The 16,299-nt window shown below is 37.4% G+C and carries 12 protein-coding genes and 1 riboswitch; of the genes, 7 read left to right on the top strand and 5 right to left on the bottom strand.

Translation table 11 applies throughout. The annotated features are described in order from the left end of the window. Window positions 1-6: 6 nt before the first annotated feature. From IGL48_RS10465 to manA, 5 genes are all read left to right on the top strand, one after another. Window positions 7-1,734, top strand: coding sequence for an ABC transporter ATP-binding protein (locus IGL48_RS10465; RefSeq protein WP_010710641.1), 1,728 nt, complete (start codon window positions 7-9; stop codon window positions 1,732-1,734). Next, window positions 1,731-3,599 carry an ABC transporter ATP-binding protein gene (locus IGL48_RS10460; RefSeq protein WP_002362258.1) on the top strand — a complete coding sequence of 623 codons (1,869 nt, stop codon included), beginning with the start codon at window positions 1,731-1,733 and terminating at the stop codon, window positions 3,597-3,599. Before IGL48_RS10465 ends, IGL48_RS10460 begins: the two co-directional genes overlap by 4 nt. A gap of 162 nt (window positions 3,600-3,761) precedes the next feature. Next, window positions 3,762-4,631, top strand: a complete 870-nt coding sequence (locus tag IGL48_RS10455; protein WP_048949461.1) for a VOC family protein — start codon at window positions 3,762-3,764, stop codon at window positions 4,629-4,631. Window positions 4,632-4,760: 129 nt separating this feature from the next. Further along, the gene (locus tag IGL48_RS10450; protein ID WP_010777864.1) at window positions 4,761-5,804 is read left to right on the top strand and encodes a serine hydrolase domain-containing protein; all 1,044 of its coding nucleotides are present in this window, start codon (window positions 4,761-4,763) and stop codon (window positions 5,802-5,804) included. 41 nt (window positions 5,805-5,845) lie between these two features. Then, the gene (gene manA, locus IGL48_RS10445) at window positions 5,846-6,817 is read left to right on the top strand and encodes a mannose-6-phosphate isomerase, class I (protein ID WP_002356580.1); all 972 of its coding nucleotides are present in this window, start codon (window positions 5,846-5,848) and stop codon (window positions 6,815-6,817) included. 55 nt (window positions 6,818-6,872) lie between these two features. On the opposite strand, the gene IGL48_RS10440 is transcribed toward manA, so the two are convergent. The 5 genes from IGL48_RS10440 to IGL48_RS10420 all read right to left on the bottom strand — a co-directional run bounded on the left by IGL48_RS10440 (window position 6,873) and on the right by IGL48_RS10420 (window position 11,510). Continuing rightward, the gene (locus IGL48_RS10440; RefSeq protein WP_002356581.1) at window positions 6,873-7,418 is read right to left on the bottom strand and encodes an ECF transporter S component; all 546 of its coding nucleotides are present in this window, start codon (window positions 7,416-7,418) and stop codon (window positions 6,873-6,875) included. 2 nt (window positions 7,419-7,420) lie between these two features. Then, the gene (locus IGL48_RS10435; RefSeq protein WP_010777863.1) at window positions 7,421-8,395 is read right to left on the bottom strand and encodes a nucleoside hydrolase; all 975 of its coding nucleotides are present in this window, start codon (window positions 8,393-8,395) and stop codon (window positions 7,421-7,423) included. 77 nt (window positions 8,396-8,472) lie between these two features. Continuing rightward, window positions 8,473-8,517, bottom strand: a riboswitch (PreQ1 riboswitch). A 114-nt stretch (window positions 8,518-8,631) separates the two neighbouring features. Continuing rightward, window positions 8,632-9,324, bottom strand: coding sequence for a type 1 glutamine amidotransferase (locus IGL48_RS10430; RefSeq protein ID WP_002356583.1), 693 nt, complete (start codon window positions 9,322-9,324; stop codon window positions 8,632-8,634). Continuing rightward, window positions 9,314-10,666 carry a Mur ligase family protein gene (locus IGL48_RS10425; protein ID WP_002362254.1) on the bottom strand — a complete coding sequence of 451 codons (1,353 nt, stop codon included), beginning with the start codon at window positions 10,664-10,666 and terminating at the stop codon, window positions 9,314-9,316. The genes IGL48_RS10430 and IGL48_RS10425 overlap by 11 nt, the downstream gene beginning before the upstream one ends. Before the next feature lie 205 nt (window positions 10,667-10,871). Then, on the bottom strand, window positions 10,872-11,510 hold the full coding sequence (locus IGL48_RS10420; RefSeq protein ID WP_002381503.1) for a helix-turn-helix transcriptional regulator: 639 nt from the start codon (window positions 11,508-11,510) through the stop codon (window positions 10,872-10,874). 403 nt (window positions 11,511-11,913) lie between these two features. Between IGL48_RS10420 and ssnA the strand changes: the two genes are divergently transcribed. Next, window positions 11,914-13,248, top strand: a complete 1,335-nt coding sequence (gene ssnA / locus IGL48_RS10415; protein WP_010777862.1) for a putative aminohydrolase SsnA — start codon at window positions 11,914-11,916, stop codon at window positions 13,246-13,248. Between the two features lie 30 nt (window positions 13,249-13,278). After that, window positions 13,279-16,284: a putative selenate reductase subunit YgfK gene (gene ygfK, locus IGL48_RS10410; protein WP_048949462.1), complete on the top strand. Its 3,006-nt coding sequence runs from the start codon at window positions 13,279-13,281 to the stop codon at window positions 16,282-16,284. Window positions 16,285-16,299: the final 15 nt, after the last annotated feature.

Below are 16,299 nucleotides of genomic sequence, written 5' to 3'. Positions count from 1 at the left end.
AGTTAGTTGATTAAACTAGTCAAACGGATGTCGTTATGGTCGGTCTTTGCAGCGGTTGTATTTATGATCGTACAAATTATCGCAGATTTATATCTGCCCACATTAACATCTAATATCATTAATGACGGTGTCGCTAAAGGAGATATTAACTATATTTGGAGTACAGGAGTTGTCATGTTAGGCTTTTCTTTGATTAGCATTGTCGCTTCTATTGGAAATACCTTTTTTGCCACCAAAGAATCACAAAGTTTAGGTAAAAAATTACGGACTGATATTTATCGAAAAGTTGAAAATTTTTCTAATAATGAATTTGACAAATTTGGGACAGCTTCGCTAATTACACGAACAACCAATGATGTCAATCAGATTCAAATGGTTATGCAAATGTTTTTACGTTTAATGATTAACGCACCTTTAACGTTAATTGGTGCAAGTTTTATGGCATATAACAAGGACCCACAATTAACGAAAATTTTTCTATATGTTTTACCAATTATGGCTGTTTTAGTGGGAGGTATCATGTTTTTAGCGGTTCCGTTATTTAAAAGCATGCAAAAGAAAACCGACCGTTTAAATTTAGTTTTTCGTGAAGGACTGACAGGGGTTCGTGTGATTCGGGCCTTTGGCAAAGCAAACTATGAAGAACAACGTTTTGATGAAGCCAATAAGGATTATACACAAACGGCGATTAAAGTGAATACGATTGTCGCTTTGATGATTCCTTTAATGACACTCATTATGAGTGGTACCAATATTGCAATCACCTGGTTTGGCGGTCATTATATTGCGGAAATGCAACTAGAAGTAGGGAACTTAATTGCCTTTATGACTTATGCTATGCAAATTCTGATGAGTTTCATGATGCTATCCATGATTTTTGTCATGGTACCGCGGGCGCAAGCTTCTGCTGATCGGATTAATGAGGTGCTAAATACTGATTCAGAAATCAAAGATGTACCCAATCCAGAACTACTCTCTCTAAAAGGCGACAAAGCAACATTGGCGTTTGAACATGTTAATTATCGTTACCAGCATGCTGAAAACTTAGCACTGGAAGATATAGATTTTTCAGCAAAATCTGGGGAGACGGTCGCAATTATTGGTGGGACAGGTTCTGGGAAAACAACGCTGGTTAATCTTTTACCACGTTTTTATGATGTTGAATCTGGCAAGATTTTACTAAATGGTAAAAACATTAAAGAAACGTCACAGCATAATTTACGAGAAATGATTGGCTTTGTACCGCAAAAGGCTGTTTTATTTACAGGAACGATTCGTGAAAATATGCAATACGGCGCCCCAAATGCGACCGATGAAGAAATTTGGCAAGCTTTAGAAATTGCGCAGGCAAAGGCGTTTGTTTCAGAATTGGCAGAAGGTTTGGATAGTCATGTCGAACAAGGCGGCGGTAATTTTTCTGGCGGACAACGCCAGCGGTTGGCTATTGCTCGTGCTTTAGTAAAACCAGCAGATGTCTATGTTTTTGATGATTCCTTTTCTGCATTGGACTTCAAAACAGATGCTAATTTAAGAAAAGCCTTAAAAGAGCAGATGACGGATGCAATTGTTGTTTTAGTGGCCCAACGTGTAAGTACGGTTATGGAAGCATCGACAATTTTAGTATTAGACGAAGGGAAATTAGTTGGTAAAGGAACGCATGAAGAGTTATTAGCGAACAACCAAACGTATCAAGAAATTGTACATTCTCAATTGAGAGAGGAGGACCTTGCATGAGTAGTCGACCAAAAGGCGGACCAATGGGCGGTGGACCAGGACGCAACATTGGCGCAAAAGGGCCAAAACCAAAAAATTTCTGGAAAACAGTGAAACGTTTATTTCGATACATGTCTAAACGAATGCTGTCAATTATTGCTGTCTTAGTATTAGCAATCGCAGCCGTCGTTTTCCAAATTCAAACACCAAAAGTATTAGGACAGGCAACAACTGAAATTTTTAAAGGCGTCATGAAAGGCGCTGCTGAAATGAAACAAGGCTTAAAAATAACATCTTTTCCAATTGATTTTGACAAAATCGGTCAAATTTTATTAATTGTTATTGCCATGTATCTTATTTCTGCTGTCTTTAATTTCTTGCAGCAAGTAATTATGACACGTGTTTCACAGCGAACAGTTTATGAATTACGTCAAGAATTAGAAGCGAAAATGAACAAAGTTCCAATTTCCTATTATGATACTCATAGTAATGGGGACATCATGTCACGGGCAATTAACGACATGGATAATATTGCGAGTACTTTACAACAAAACTTAACCCAATTAATTACCAGTATCGTGACATTTGTGGGTGTACTTTGGATGATGCTGACCATTAGCTGGCAGTTAACACTAATTGCCTTAGCAACAGTGCCATTAAGTTTAATTGTTGTGATGGTTGTGGCGCCTCGCTCGCAAAAACATTTTGCGGCTCAACAAAAAAGCTTAGGATTATTGAATAACCAAGTCGAAGAAACCTACGGTGGTCACGTAGTAGTAAAAAGTTTCAACCACGAAGAAAGTGATCAAGAAGTATTTGAAAAAGAAAATGAAAAATTATACCATGCTGGTCGCAAAGCACAATTTATTTCAGCGATCATTATGCCTTTAATGAACTTTATCAAAAATCTAGGCTATGTGTTTGTTGCAGTCCTTGGTGGCGTAAAAGTAGCGAATGGTATGATGGATTTAGGGGATGTCCAAGCATTTCTTCAATATACCAATCAATTTTCACAACCGATTACTCAAATCGCTAATTTAATGAATACAATCCAAGCTACGGTGGCTTCGGCAGAACGTGTCTTTGAAGTATTAGATGAAGAAGAAATGGTGGATGAACCTTCTGGCGTACCAGTGGAAACAGATAGTCCTTATCGTGTTTCTTTTGAACATGTTGCTTTTGGCTATTCACCAGAGAAATTATTAATGAAAGATTTCAATTTAAATGTTAAACCTGGGGAAATGGTCGCAATCGTGGGCCCAACAGGTGCTGGGAAAACAACCCTAATTAACTTATTGGAACGCTTCTATGATATTAGTAGCGGCAGCATCAAATATGATGGCGTAGATACGCGCGATTTATCTCGCGAAGAGTTGCGAGCACACTTTTCAATGGTTCTTCAAGATACTTGGTTGTTCACTGGAAGTATCTATGACAATATTCATTATGGTAATGAGCAAGCGAGCGAAGAAGAAGTGATCCGTGCGGCGAAAGCAGCCCATGTGGATGATTTTGTCAGAAAATTACCAGAAGGCTATCAAACGATTCTAAATGAAGAAGCCAGCAATATTTCTCAAGGTCAACGACAATTAATTACAATTGCACGAGCATTCTTAGCAAATCCAGACGTTTTAATTTTGGATGAAGCCACCTCAAGTGTGGACACTCGAACAGAAATACTGATTCAAGCAGCAATGAATCGTTTATTGGAAAATCGGACCAGCTTTGTAGTTGCTCATCGCTTGTCGACTATCCGTGATGCCGATACGATTATCGTTATGGCAGAAGGTTCAATTGTGGAAACAGGAACCCACGATGAATTAATGGCGAAAAACGGTTTTTATGCTGACTTATATAACAGTCAGTTTTCAGAAGAAGTAGCCTAAAAGGCGAAGCAAAAAAATATTAATTCATGATGAGGCGTCAGGAACCATAGTCGTAAAGACTGGTTCCTGAAGCCTTATTTTTTTAACAAAAAGTTAGCGAAATTGAAAAATTTCTATTTTCTTTTGAGAAAAACAGGATATTACTTGATGAAATAGCAAGAGATGTATAAAATGGGAGAGAAGAAAATGGAGGTAACAGAAAAAATGACTGAATTTCAATTAGAAAAAGCTGCGACATTAAAAACAATTGCCATTCGTGCGAAAAAAGTTGGCGAAATGGTCGACTTTTATAAAAAAGTAATGGGTTTTGTTTTAAAGTCAGAAGAAAATAACCTGTCTATCTGGGGTACACGTGAAGCAGGAACGCAATTATTAATTTTAGAAGAAACTAGAAAAGCCGAAGATTTTCATAATGAAGAAAAGCAAATGGCTTATTTTTCAATTAAAGTTCCTACGGAAAAAGAATTTTTACAAATTGCTCAACGAGTGCTTGAACAAGACTACCCAATTGATGAAAGTTTCCAAATTGGCACACGTCAAAGCATGTTCATTACTGATCTTGAAGGCAATCAATTTGAGATTTTTCACGATGAAGCAACAGCAAATTCGACTTCTGAAAAGCAACCAATTGTGCTTGAAGATCTTATCAGTGAGGACTTAGAGCCACATCAAGGGTTAGCCGCTGGGTCATATTTAGCGCATGTGCAATTGAAAACAAACAATCAAAAAGAAATAAAAGCATACTATGAGGAAGTTCTGGGTTTAAAACGCAATGAAAAAGATCAATTTGTTTTAGAAGATGGCAAAGCAACTATTGGATTCCAAAAACCTGAAACAAGTGAAGTGGATCAATTACCTGATCCACACTTAGGTTTAGATTTCTTTACCATTAAGCTCTCTGATCAAGAACATATTTTAGCAATGGAGCAACAATTAACGGCAAAAAATCAAGAGTTCTTTATTGACCAGAAAAAAGCGATTGTCACTGTGTTTGATCCAATTGGCTTGGAATGGTGGTTTGTCTTAAAATAAACGCTTAGACAGACAAAATAAGCTTGTTTTAGCAAGTCTGGAATAAAGTCGGAATAAAAGTTTAACGCTGCTTTTGTTCGGGACTTATTCTAGACTTTTCCTTTAATATTAAAAATAGTAGGTGAAAAAATGTACGAAAAAACAAAGTGGAAAATTCAAAATATGATGAAAAAAGGTGTTTTTTCGGGGGCTAGTTTTTGTTTCATTGAAGGTGAAAAAGAGGAGAGCAATTGTTGGGGACTCGCACAAGTAAAACCCACCAAAGAACAATTAACCTCGGCCATGCTGTTTGATGTGGCTTCTTTAACCAAAGTAGTCGGCACCACCACCGTTATTTTACAATTAGTGGAAGAAGGAAAAATTATTCTAGATCAATCATTACAAACCTATTATCCCTCTTTTCAAGATCCTAATATTACAATCCGGCATTTGTTGACACATACGGCAGATTTACAAGGCTATATTCCTAATCGTGATCAGCTGAATGCTCAAGAATTAAAAGACGCCTACAATCATTCATTTCACGCAGGCAAAGCAATAGGTAAAAAAGTCGTCTATACAGATGCAGGGACTATTTTATTAGGCTTTATGTTAGAAGAAATGTTCCAACAATCAATGATAGAAATTTTATCTGAGCGAGTATTGCTTCCTTTAGGGATGAACGAAAGTACGTTTCTACCAAAGAATCCTTTAAACTGTGTGCCAACAGAATTACATGAACAACGAGGGTTGATTCGAGGTGCAACCCATGATCCTAAGGCATTTGTTTTACGGGAACATGCAGGGAATGCTGGCTTGTTTAGCAATGTCTATGATTTAACAAAATTTGTTCGAATGTATTTAAATCGAGGCAGTTATCACAATCTCCAATTCTTAAAAAAAGAGACGATTGATTTGTTACTAGTTAACCAAGTGCCAGCTGCAGATAAACCACGTTCTCTAGGCTGGGATTTTAAATATGATGTAGCTACGCAACGGCCATTATTATTCCATACAGGCTATACAGGCACTTTTTTGCTAATTGATGTGCAACAACAATCAGCGTTTATCTTTTTATCTAATCGAGTCCATCCAGAGGACCACCGGAACACTTATATCGAAGAAAGAGATCAGTTGTTGGCAACCTATTTAAAAGAGAAATCATCAGTTTCAGATGAAATGACTAGTTTTTAGTGATATAATGAGAGCGAATTCAATTTGGGAGGTCACAGTCAATGCAAGAACCATTATTTTTACAACCTGTTTTTCAAGAAAAAATTTGGGGCGGCAATCGTCTACACACGCTATTTGGTTTCGATTTACCGAGCGATAAAATTGGTGAAGATTGGGCAATCAGTGCACATCCACATGGCGTTAGTACTGTTTTAAATGGCGAATTTAAAGGAAAAAAATTAGATGAATTGTGGGCAGACCATCAAGAGTTATTCGGCCATGCAGGTGGCGCTGTCTTTCCATTATTAACGAAAATTTTAGATGCTGAAGATGATTTATCCGTGCAAGTTCATCCCGATGATGCATATGGCCAAAAACATGAAGGCGAGCTAGGCAAAACTGAATGTTGGTACATTATTGATGCAGAACCTGGCGCTGAAATCATTTATGGACATCACGCGAAAACAAAAGAAGAACTAGCTGAAATGATTGAAGAAGGTCGTTGGGACGATCTTTTAAGAAAAGTACCAGTGAAAAAAGGCGATTTTTATTATGTACCAAGCGGCACTATTCATGCCATCGGCTCGGGTATTTTAATTTTAGAAACGCAACAAAGCAGTGATACTACGTATCGGGTTTATGATTATGATCGAACAGATGATCAAGGAAAGACCCGGGAATTGCATATTCAACAATCCATTGATGTGACAACCGTTCCGGCAAAGGATCCTGACCTCTCTATTCAACAAGAAAATCAAGGACAATCAAGCATTGTTACTTATGTAAAAACAGATTTCTTTAATGTCTATGAGTGGCGTGTCAGTGGGATTCTAAAAGTCAAAAAACAAGCACCTTATACATTAGCAACAGTTATTGAAGGTGTGGGTCGATTGATTACAGAAGATGCTGCAAAAGCAGATGTAGCTACTTTTGATTTGAAAAAAGGCGATAGCTTTATCTTTCCAACAGATATTCCGAGCTGGCGTTTTGAAGGTGATTTAACGATTATAGCTTCAGAACCTGGCAGTCGCTAAAAAAATGAGGAGATCATCAACAGATGATTTCCTCATTTTTTGGCATTAAAACAGTTTATTTTGTTATAAAGGAACGTTTAGGTAAGGCAGCGATAACAGCTGTGACGATGATGACTGATAGCAGACGATCCCCGTAATCTGTTATCAATTGAACCAACAGGACGCTTGCTAACTGATTTAAGCCTAAACCATATAAAAATTGGACAATTATGCTGGAGCCAGCAGAAGTAATTCCACCAAATAAACAAACTGTGATTAAGGAAGAAATCACTGTTCCTGGTATCGTTAACCACAACGTTTTAAATGGTAATTTGGTTACTTTTAACTGCTGATGAAGGAGCAAGCCTGCTAAAATTCCTGTGCAGAGTTGGACAGGTGAATAATACAGAGAAAAGATATCCGTTGTCAATCCAGTTAATAGACTTGTTAAAATACCTGTCAGTGCACCAAAGAGTGGGCCTAATAACGCACCTGTAAAAATAGTTCCCACGCTATCAAGATAGATTGGTAAGCGAAGGAGCAATGCAATGGTACTGCCAAGGTAATTTAAAGCAACACTAAAAGCGATAATTGTAATGATTCGTGGTGTTATTTTTTTCATGGTTATCCCATCCTTAAATTTTTGAAATCTCTTTCGATCTCATCTATTTGTACATTTAAAAGAATGGATAGAAACTTCACGAAAAACTGTTGACTATCAACCGTAGTCAAGACATGACAATTAGCTGGTTGCTGCTGGAAATGATACTGATCGATCATTGATTGCCCCATAGCAATGCCGTCAGGAACAATTTGTCCGTAACTGGAAAAGCCTTGGCAGAGCGCAGGATCAATAAAATAAGCAACCGCTAAGGGATCGTTGATAACACACCCTAAAATACGTTCATATTTCCAATGAAAATCAAAATAAAATTGAGTAATCTCAGCGAGGTAATTCCCCATTTTGGGGTTGAGTCGTTGGCAATAATTGAGAATTGTTGGTGTAAAAACAATTTCTCGTGTGACATCTAAGCCGACCATTTCGATTTTTGCACCTAATTTCTCAAAAACCCAAGCTGCTGCATCAGGATCACACCAATAATTAAATTCTGCAACAGGAGAGCAATTGCCGTGGCTTTTAAAGGTACCACCCATTGAGACAAAACGTTGAAGATTTCGTCCCAGAAGAGGTTCTTTTTTTAAAGCCAACGCAATGTTTGTTAAAGGACCAAGGGCAATGATTGAGCAATCGGTAGCTTGTTGAAAGGTTTGTGCTAAATAGTCAGCAGCGGAAAGCGCTTGTGCTTGGATTTTGCTAGTTCTGGGGAAATATGTTTCACCTAAACCATCCATGCCATGTGTATCTTGTGCACTAACAAATGGCCGTTTTAAAGGGCTAGCAGCCCCTTGGTAGACAGGAATATCTAAGCGATTAACTTTTTCTAAACATTTAAAAACATTTTCCACGCCAATCTCCACAGGGACATTTCCGCAAACAACTGTAATCGCTTGGACATCTAGCTCTGGTGAAGCAAGTGCATACAAGAGAGCAAGCGTGTCATCAATTCCAGGATCACAATCAATAATTACTTTTTGCATTTTTTCCAATCCTCCTTTTTCGTTAACTGCAAATGATAACTCTTGTTAAAAAAGCTATGACTTGAGTTAGTATTGAGAGATACTTAGTTTTTTATTCTGGGAAGTTTCCGAACCAGTCCGAGAAATTCTCGATTTTAAATGCACCTCTTTATCTTACTATATTTTGTAAAGATGTAAATAGTTGTCGGAGAAATGAAAAAGAATCTAGCCCTATATGTAGGAACTAGATTCTTCTTTTATTTATAAAGCGTTTCAGGAATAGCGATCGGTTCACCATATTTTTTCTCTAAAGCGGTCCGAATTAACCGAATCCCTAGATTTTTGTTGCGTGCTAAGATTGGACCGTGGAAGTAGGAGCCAAACACATTTTTATAGACAACGCCTTCGCCATTATCTTGACCGTTATTGCCTTTGCCTTGTTTGACTGTTCCTAAAGGTCGTTCACCTTCGCCTAAAAAAGTCATGCCGTTATGATTCTCAAAACCATAATACGTTTCATCAAATTCTTCATTATAAATTTCAATATCACCAATGAAACGATTGTTGTCTTGGCTCAAAGTGTAATGATCTAACGCACCGATTCCTTTAATTTTTTCGCCTTGTGCGCCGACATAGTAATGTCCTAGAAGTTGATAACCACCACAGATAGCTAACAAGACGCCGTCATTTTCAATATAAGAAGTCAAAGCTTCTTTTTTATTCTGAATGTCTTCTGAGATGATCAATTGCTCGAAGTCTTGACCGCCACCAACAAAGACTAAATCATATTTTTCGGGATCAAACGGTTCGTAGATACTTATAATTTCTGATCGGAAGGTAACGCCCATTTTTTCGGTTAAATATTTAAGCATCAATAAATTTCCGTTATCTCCGTAAGTATTTAATAAGTTGCCATATAAATGACAAACGACTAATTCTTTAGACACCATTCATTCCCCCTTGAATATACCCTTGGGCTGTTAATGATTTTCTTAATTGCAAAACAGCAGTATAGGTTGCCAAAATATAGACATGATCTGTCGGCAACGTTTTAATTTCTGAAATTACTTGCTCCAAATCAGGAATTTCTAGTAATTTTTCTTCAGGAATACCCGCAACTTTTAAACGCAAGGCCATATCTTCATGGCGATCACCGCCAGCAATTACTTTTGGAATGTCCATATCAGCAAAGGCTTCATGATTACCATCCCAAATCCAACTGACATCAATTCCATCTGCATAATTGGCATTTAATAATGAAACCAGCGAGAAAGAGTAAGGGGCTAAGCCCATCATATCAATGACCTGATTTAAACCAACGGGATTTTTTACTAAAACTAACGTACATTCTTTATCGCCAACTTTAATAGTTTCTTGACGCCCAAAAACTTTTTCATCATAAGCTAAGCCTGCTCGGATTTTATCTGGTGCCACCTGATAGTATTCTGCTACCGCTGTGGCCGCTAGCGCATTATAAACATTATACATCCCACCAACAGCAATGCCATATTCTTCGCCATCAATCACAAAATCAGCAGATGTATTATCCATCCGGACCATTTCCGTTAACTGCACATCCAATTCAGGGCGTTTGAAGCCACAATTTGGGCAATAGTAATCACCTAAATTAGCATACGTAATCATTTTATAATGAAGAATATGATTACATTTTGGACATAAAACCCCATCTGTATTGTAATGAGCCAATTGCTCTTTCGGTGGTAAATGATTAAATCCATAGTATTTGCGAGGATTTACAGTTTCTTTTGAATTAAAAATTGGCGAATCACCATTGCACAAAATAGTTGCTTCAGGAGCAGCAGCGGCGCCTTCCATAATTAAGCGATACGTCGTATAAATTTCACCATAGCGATCCATTTGGTCGCGGAAAATATTCGTAAAAACAAATAATTTTGGTTGAATATATTTAGTGACGCGGCTTAAACTTGCTTCATCAATTTCTAACACCGCAAATTTCTTTTGTCCTTTTTTCGCCTTGGCATTTAAAAAAGTAGAGACAATTCCTTGCTCCATGTTAGCACCCGTTGGATTTGTTAATACCTCATCAAATTCTTGGCGTAAAATGTTAACAGTTAAAGCAGTTGTCAATGTTTTGCCGTTCGTTCCAGTGACTACGACAATTTCATAGTCTTTTGCCAATGTATCTAAAATTTTAGGATCGATTTTTAGGGCTAATTTCCCTGGGTAGCTACTGCCGCCTTTAAAAAATGTTTGTAAAACCCATTGCGAAGTTTTTCCTGCAGCAATTGCTAAATGACTTCGAATCCCCATTTGTTGTCCCCCAATTTCTATATCTTTAATTTTTCGTTATTTTAAATTAAACTCAATCTATCATACCATAACTAAAATAAAAAATTAATTCCTTTTACTTTTTCTTACTATTATTTAAAAAGTCTTTTAGAAAAAGTAGAATAGTGAAGGAAAAAAGAGAATAGACGACTTGTCTTAACAACAAATCGTCCATCGATTTCCATTTTTATTTCGCATCAATATAACTGTATAGCGTATATTTAGAAATATTGAAGAAGTTAGAAACTTTGTCCCCAGATTTAGTGACTAAGAAGGCGCCTTTATTGTTTAAAAATTGAATACACTTGATTTTATCGTCCTTCGTCATTAATGGAACCGGCTTGCCAACTAATTTGACTGATTCATGAATTAAATCGTCTAACAACTCATTAACATCCTGAGGAATGTAATCAGGGTCTTTATCTTCTTCAGGTTCTGCAGTGGAAATCAAAGATTTTAAGTTTGACTCTGCAGCGATCAATGTAGTGATGTCGTAGTTAATAGCAAAAATACCATCGAGTTGACCATTCTCATCTTTAAAATACATTGTACTAGATTTTAAAATACGACCATCATGGGTGCGGGTCAGATAGTTAATATGATCATTCAACTCACTAGGGTCTTTTTTTAAGGCTTCTAAGACTACTTGAGAAGGTCCATCGCCCAGATGACGAGAAGAGACATGACCATTTTCGATGGAAACAATAGAGTTGTTAATATTGTCTTCATTGATTTGGTGGATAACGACTTCGCAGTTTTCCCCAAATTGACCAGCTAAACCTTTAGCAATTTGTGTTAAAAAAGTAAGTTTTTCGTCGGATAACATAAATAAGCTCCTTTCTAATGTGCCTGGCACAAACAGTTTTTATAAGATTGTGTCAAATTTAACATAATATTTTTAAATGGAATAGGCAGGGCTAAATCCTTTAATGTCGCGTACTACCTGTTCTGAAAAATAATGATAGCATGATAAAAATAATAATACAAGATAACGGCTGTCAAAATTCTAAAAAATATTTTTTAGGTAGCATTGTTTTTTTTAAGGTAAGGTGATATACTTTAATCAAGTTAATGAGTTCGTTAGTAAAAAAATGCAAGCGCTTCAAATGCTTTTCGTAGGAAATATAGATTAGAAAAGCTAGACAAGCTATATTCGTGAATGATTGAGCGATTGATTTGTAAGCGTTTGCTACATGTGGGGAATAGGTTGGAAAATAGGAGGAGAATACATGTTATTAATTGGAAATGGGCGTTTAATCACTCGGGATGCGCAGAATCATTTTTTTGAAAATGGGTGTGTGGCGATTGATGGTCAAGTTGTGAAACAAGTCGGAACGACAGAAGAATTAAAACAAGCTTATCCAGAAGCGACATTTATTGATGCTAAAGGTGGAGTGATTATGCCAGGCTTTATTAACATGCACAATCATATTTATAGTACCTTTGCACGTGGGTTAAGTTTAACGAATTATCATCCTAAAAATTTCATGGATATTTTGGTAGATCAATGGTGGCGAATTGATCGTGCCTTGACATTAGAAGACACTTATCAAAGTGGTAAGGTTGCTTATTTAGATAGTATTCGCAACGGCGTTACAACTGTCTTTGATCATCATGCTAGTTACGGAGAAATTACAGGGAGTTTAACCCAATTATCTAATGCAGCGGACGAGTTAGGGATTCGAACCTGCCTTTGTTATGAAGTTTCTGATCGCGATGGTGAGCAGAAAATGCGGGAAGCAGTTCAAGAAAATGCCGCCTTTATTAAAGCCAGTTCCTTAAGAAATGATGATATGCAAAAAGCGATGATGGGTATGCATGCATCATTTACTTTATCAGATGCTTCTTTAGAATTATGTGCAGCCAATACGCCAGATGGGATTGGTTATCATATTCATATTGCAGAGGATTTAGCCGATGTTCATGATTCTTTGAAAAAATATGGGAAGCCGATTGTGAACCGATTATTTGATTTAGGGATTTTAGGAAAACAGACAATGGCAGGCCATTGCATCCATATTGGACCTCATGAGATGGAATTACTAAGAGATACAGACACAATGGTGGTCACGAATCCAGAGTCGAATATGGGGAATGCGGTCGGTTGCCCACCTGCGATGCGCATGTTTAATGAGTATGGTATTTTGATGGGTCTTGGCACAGATGGTTATACGAATGATGTGACGGAATCCTATAAGGTAGGAAATGTTATCCACAAACATCATTTAGCTGATCCAAATGCGGCTTGGGCAGAAATTCCCACAATGCTGTTTGATAATAATCCGCAAATGGCTAATCGCTATTTTAAAACAAAGCTAGGCGTTTTAGAACCTAATGCAGCAGCAGACGTCATTATTGTTGATTATCATGGCCCGACACCAATGACAAAAGAGAATTATAACATGCACATTTTATTCGGCATGAATGGTGGGATGGTCACTGACACGGTGATTAATGGAGAAATTCGGATGCGTAATCGTGAAGTTCAAGGAATTGATGAAGAGAAAGTTTGGCATGATGCGCAAACGCAAGCACAATCTTTCTGGAAACGAGTAAATCAATAGCTTTCATTATAAATAAAAGGAGTGACGTTAATGAGTGATATTATGCATCCCATCTCAATTGAGGCTTTATTAAATTGGATTTTTAGTGAGTATCAACAAGATGGCACAATTTTTGGCATTCGTAAATTTTATCATGCGGATCCTACAAAAACGATTTCGTTATTTGGAGAAAAAATGGAAACCCCTTGTGGTCCAGCAGCAGGTCCTCATACACAATTAGCACAAAATATTATTGCGGCCTATTTAACAGGTTCTCGTTTTTTTGAAGTTAAGACAGTCCAGATACTGGATGGAGAAGATTTACCTGTGAGTAAACCATGTATCGCAGCAGCAGATGAATGTTACAACGTTGAGTGGTCCACAGAATTGCGCGTTCCCCAAGCTTATGATGAATACGTCAAAGCATGGTTCGTTTTGAAGTTACTTAGTAAAGAGTTCGAGCTAGGTGACCCGAATGGTTTCATTTTTAATATGAGTGTTGGCTATGATTTGGCAGGGATTCAATCACCAAAAATTGATCGTTATATTAACGAAATGCAGAACGCAGAAGGAACGCCGATTTGGGCGGAATGCCAAGCAGCTGCCAAAAAATATCTATCTTATTTTAAAAAAGTAGATGACTTATATATCGAAGCAATTAGTCCTAAAGTCTGTCATTCTATTACGCTGTCGACTTTACACGGTTGTCCATCAGACGAAATTGAACGAATTGCGGCCTATTTATTAAGTGAAAAAGGGCTCCATTCTTTTATTAAATGTAATCCAACCATGTTAGGTTATGAATATGCGCGTCAAACGATGGATGAGCTAGGGTTTGATTATATGGTTTTTGACGATCACCATTTTAAAGAAGATTTACAATTTGAAGAAGCAGTACCGATGTTACAACGTCTGCAATTATTAGCTAATAGTAAAAATCTAAGCTTCGGAGTTAAAATTACGAACACTTTCCCAGTAACGATTGCAGCAAATGAATTACCTGGTGATGAAATGTACATGTCAGGACGTTCGCTATTTCCTCTTAGTATTTCATTGGCACAAAAATTATCAGAAGCATTTGATGGGAAACTACAAATTTCTTATTCTGGCGGTGCAGATATTTTCAATAGTAAAGAAATATTTGATGCTGGGATTTGGCCAATCACTATGGCAACGACGCTGTTGAAACCTGGTGGCTATCAACGAATGAATCAAGTTGTTAATGTATTGGGCGCAGCAGAATATCCTCAGATGGTTCATGTCAACTTGGATAAATTAGCTCAAGTTGTTGAGAAAGCTAAAACACAAGCACGTTACCAAAAATCAATTAAATTACCAGAAAGTACCAAACTAAGAAAAACAGTTCCACTAACAGATTGTTATATCGCTCCTTGTCGAAGTGACGGTGGTTGTCCAATCAATCAGGATATTCCTGCTTACCTTCGTTATGTAAGTGAAGGTAATTATTTAAAGGCCTTGCAAGTAATTGTCGATAAAAATCCATTGCCTTTTATTACTGGAACCATTTGTGCACATCCTTGTATGACTAAATGTACACGTCAATTTTATGAAGAATCTATTCATATTCGGGAAGTGAAGTTAGAAGCAGCTGAACATGCTTATGATGAATTATTGACGACACTAGAAAAGCCACAGCCAAAAGAAAATGCACCTAAAACAGCTGTTGTGGGTGGAGGCCCTGCAGGGATCTCTGCTGGGTATTTATTAGCACGTGAAGGCATGCCTGTTACTGTGTTTGAAAAATCCGAGACAATTGGGGGCGTTTGTAGCCAGATTGTACCAGAATTTCGAATTTCTATGGAATCTGTTCAAAAAGACGTTCAGTTAGCGGAATTTATGGGAGCCGAATTCCGTACAGGACAAGAGGCGCCATCATTGGCAGAATTGAAAAACCAAGGCTATACGAATGTTATTTATGCCATTGGTGCATGGAAACATGGGGTCCTTCGTTTAGAATCTGGTCGAGCATTGAATTCGTTAGAATTTTTAAAAGCAAACCGAGAAAATCCAACAATTAATCCTTATGGAGAACAGATTGTCGTCGTTGGTGGCGGAAATACAGCTATGGACTGTGCTCGTGCAGCCACAACATTACCTGGTGTTAAAAAAGTCTCAGTGGTTTATCGTCGGAATAAACGCAATATGTCAGCAGATGAAGAAGAACTTTATTTAGCCTTAGAAGATGGCGTTGACTTTTTAGAATTACTTTCGCCAATTAAACATGAAAATCAACAATTAACTTGTGAAAAAATGGTCCTAGGTGAACGAGATGCTTCTGGACGCCGTCGTCCAATTGGTACAGGAGAAATGATTGATATTCCTGCTGATACAGTGATTGCCGCTGTTGGTGAAAAAGTAGATACAGAATTTTACCAAGCATTAGGCATTCACACAGACAACTATGGGAAAGTCGTTTCAAATCAAGAAACATTGGAAACAAATATACCAGGCGTCTATGTCATTGGTGACGCTAATTTAGGACCAGCCACAATTGTTGAAGCAATCGCTGATGCAACAAAAGCGGCAAATAATATTTGTCTTGTCCACAATCATCACTATGAAAAAGATAATTTAAATAGTGATGTTGCATTTGTTAGAAACAAACGAGGTATCCTTGTAACAGACGAGATGTCTTGTAGTCAAGCTAGTCGTTGCTTAGAATGCTCCACAATTTGTGAATCTTGTATGGATGTCTGTCCAAACCGAGCAAATATTGTTGTGTATGTCGAAGGAAAACCACAAATTGTCCATGTTGATCGGATGTGTAACGAATGTGGTAACTGTGAAACATTTTGCCCTTATGCAAGTGCCCCTTACAAAGACAAATTTACCTTATTTAACAGTGAAGCTGATTTTTATGACAGTACTAATTCAGGTTTCTATGTTCAAAATCCTGTGGATAAAATTTGTTTACTGCGTCTATGGGGAACGGTGTCAACAATTCAATTAACGGATCAAGGATTAGATGTACCAGAAGATTTAATCGCATTAATGGTAACTATGATTGAAGAATATGCTTATTGTATGCAAGCATAAAAGGAAATTTACGAC

The sequence above is a fragment of the Enterococcus sp. DIV1090 genome (assembly GCF_050537975.1).
Lineage (GTDB): Bacteria > Bacillota > Bacilli > Lactobacillales > Enterococcaceae > Enterococcus > Enterococcus faecalis.
Note: the sequence above shows the minus strand (reverse complement) of the source record. Positions and strands in the feature narration are given on the sequence as shown.

Bases quoted from the DNA above. Each gene is read 5' to 3' on its own strand.
- IGL48_RS10425 (WP_002362254.1), bottom strand. From the start codon at position 10,666: ATGGGGATTCGAAGTCATTTAGCAATTGCTGCAGGAAAAACTTCGCAA.
- IGL48_RS10435 (WP_010777863.1), bottom strand. From the start codon at position 8,395: ATGCAAAAAGTAATTATTGATTGTGATCCTGGAATTGATGACACGCTT.
- IGL48_RS10455 (WP_048949461.1), top strand. From the start codon at position 3,762: ATGTATAAAATGGGAGAGAAGAAAATGGAGGTAACAGAAAAAATGACT.
- IGL48_RS10420 (WP_002381503.1), bottom strand. From the start codon at position 11,510: ATGTTATCCGACGAAAAACTTACTTTTTTAACACAAATTGCTAAAGGT.
- IGL48_RS10440 (WP_002356581.1), bottom strand. From the start codon at position 7,418: ATGAAAAAAATAACACCACGAATCATTACAATTATCGCTTTTAGTGTT.
- IGL48_RS10450 (WP_010777864.1), top strand. From the start codon at position 4,761: ATGTACGAAAAAACAAAGTGGAAAATTCAAAATATGATGAAAAAAGGT.
- manA (WP_002356580.1), top strand. From the start codon at position 5,846: ATGCAAGAACCATTATTTTTACAACCTGTTTTTCAAGAAAAAATTTGG.
- IGL48_RS10430 (WP_002356583.1), bottom strand. From the start codon at position 9,324: ATGGTGTCTAAAGAATTAGTCGTTTGTCATTTATATGGCAACTTATTA.
- IGL48_RS10460 (WP_002362258.1), top strand. From the start codon at position 1,731: ATGAGTAGTCGACCAAAAGGCGGACCAATGGGCGGTGGACCAGGACGC.
- ygfK (WP_048949462.1), top strand. From the start codon at position 13,279: ATGAGTGATATTATGCATCCCATCTCAATTGAGGCTTTATTAAATTGG.
- ssnA (WP_010777862.1), top strand. From the start codon at position 11,914: ATGTTATTAATTGGAAATGGGCGTTTAATCACTCGGGATGCGCAGAAT.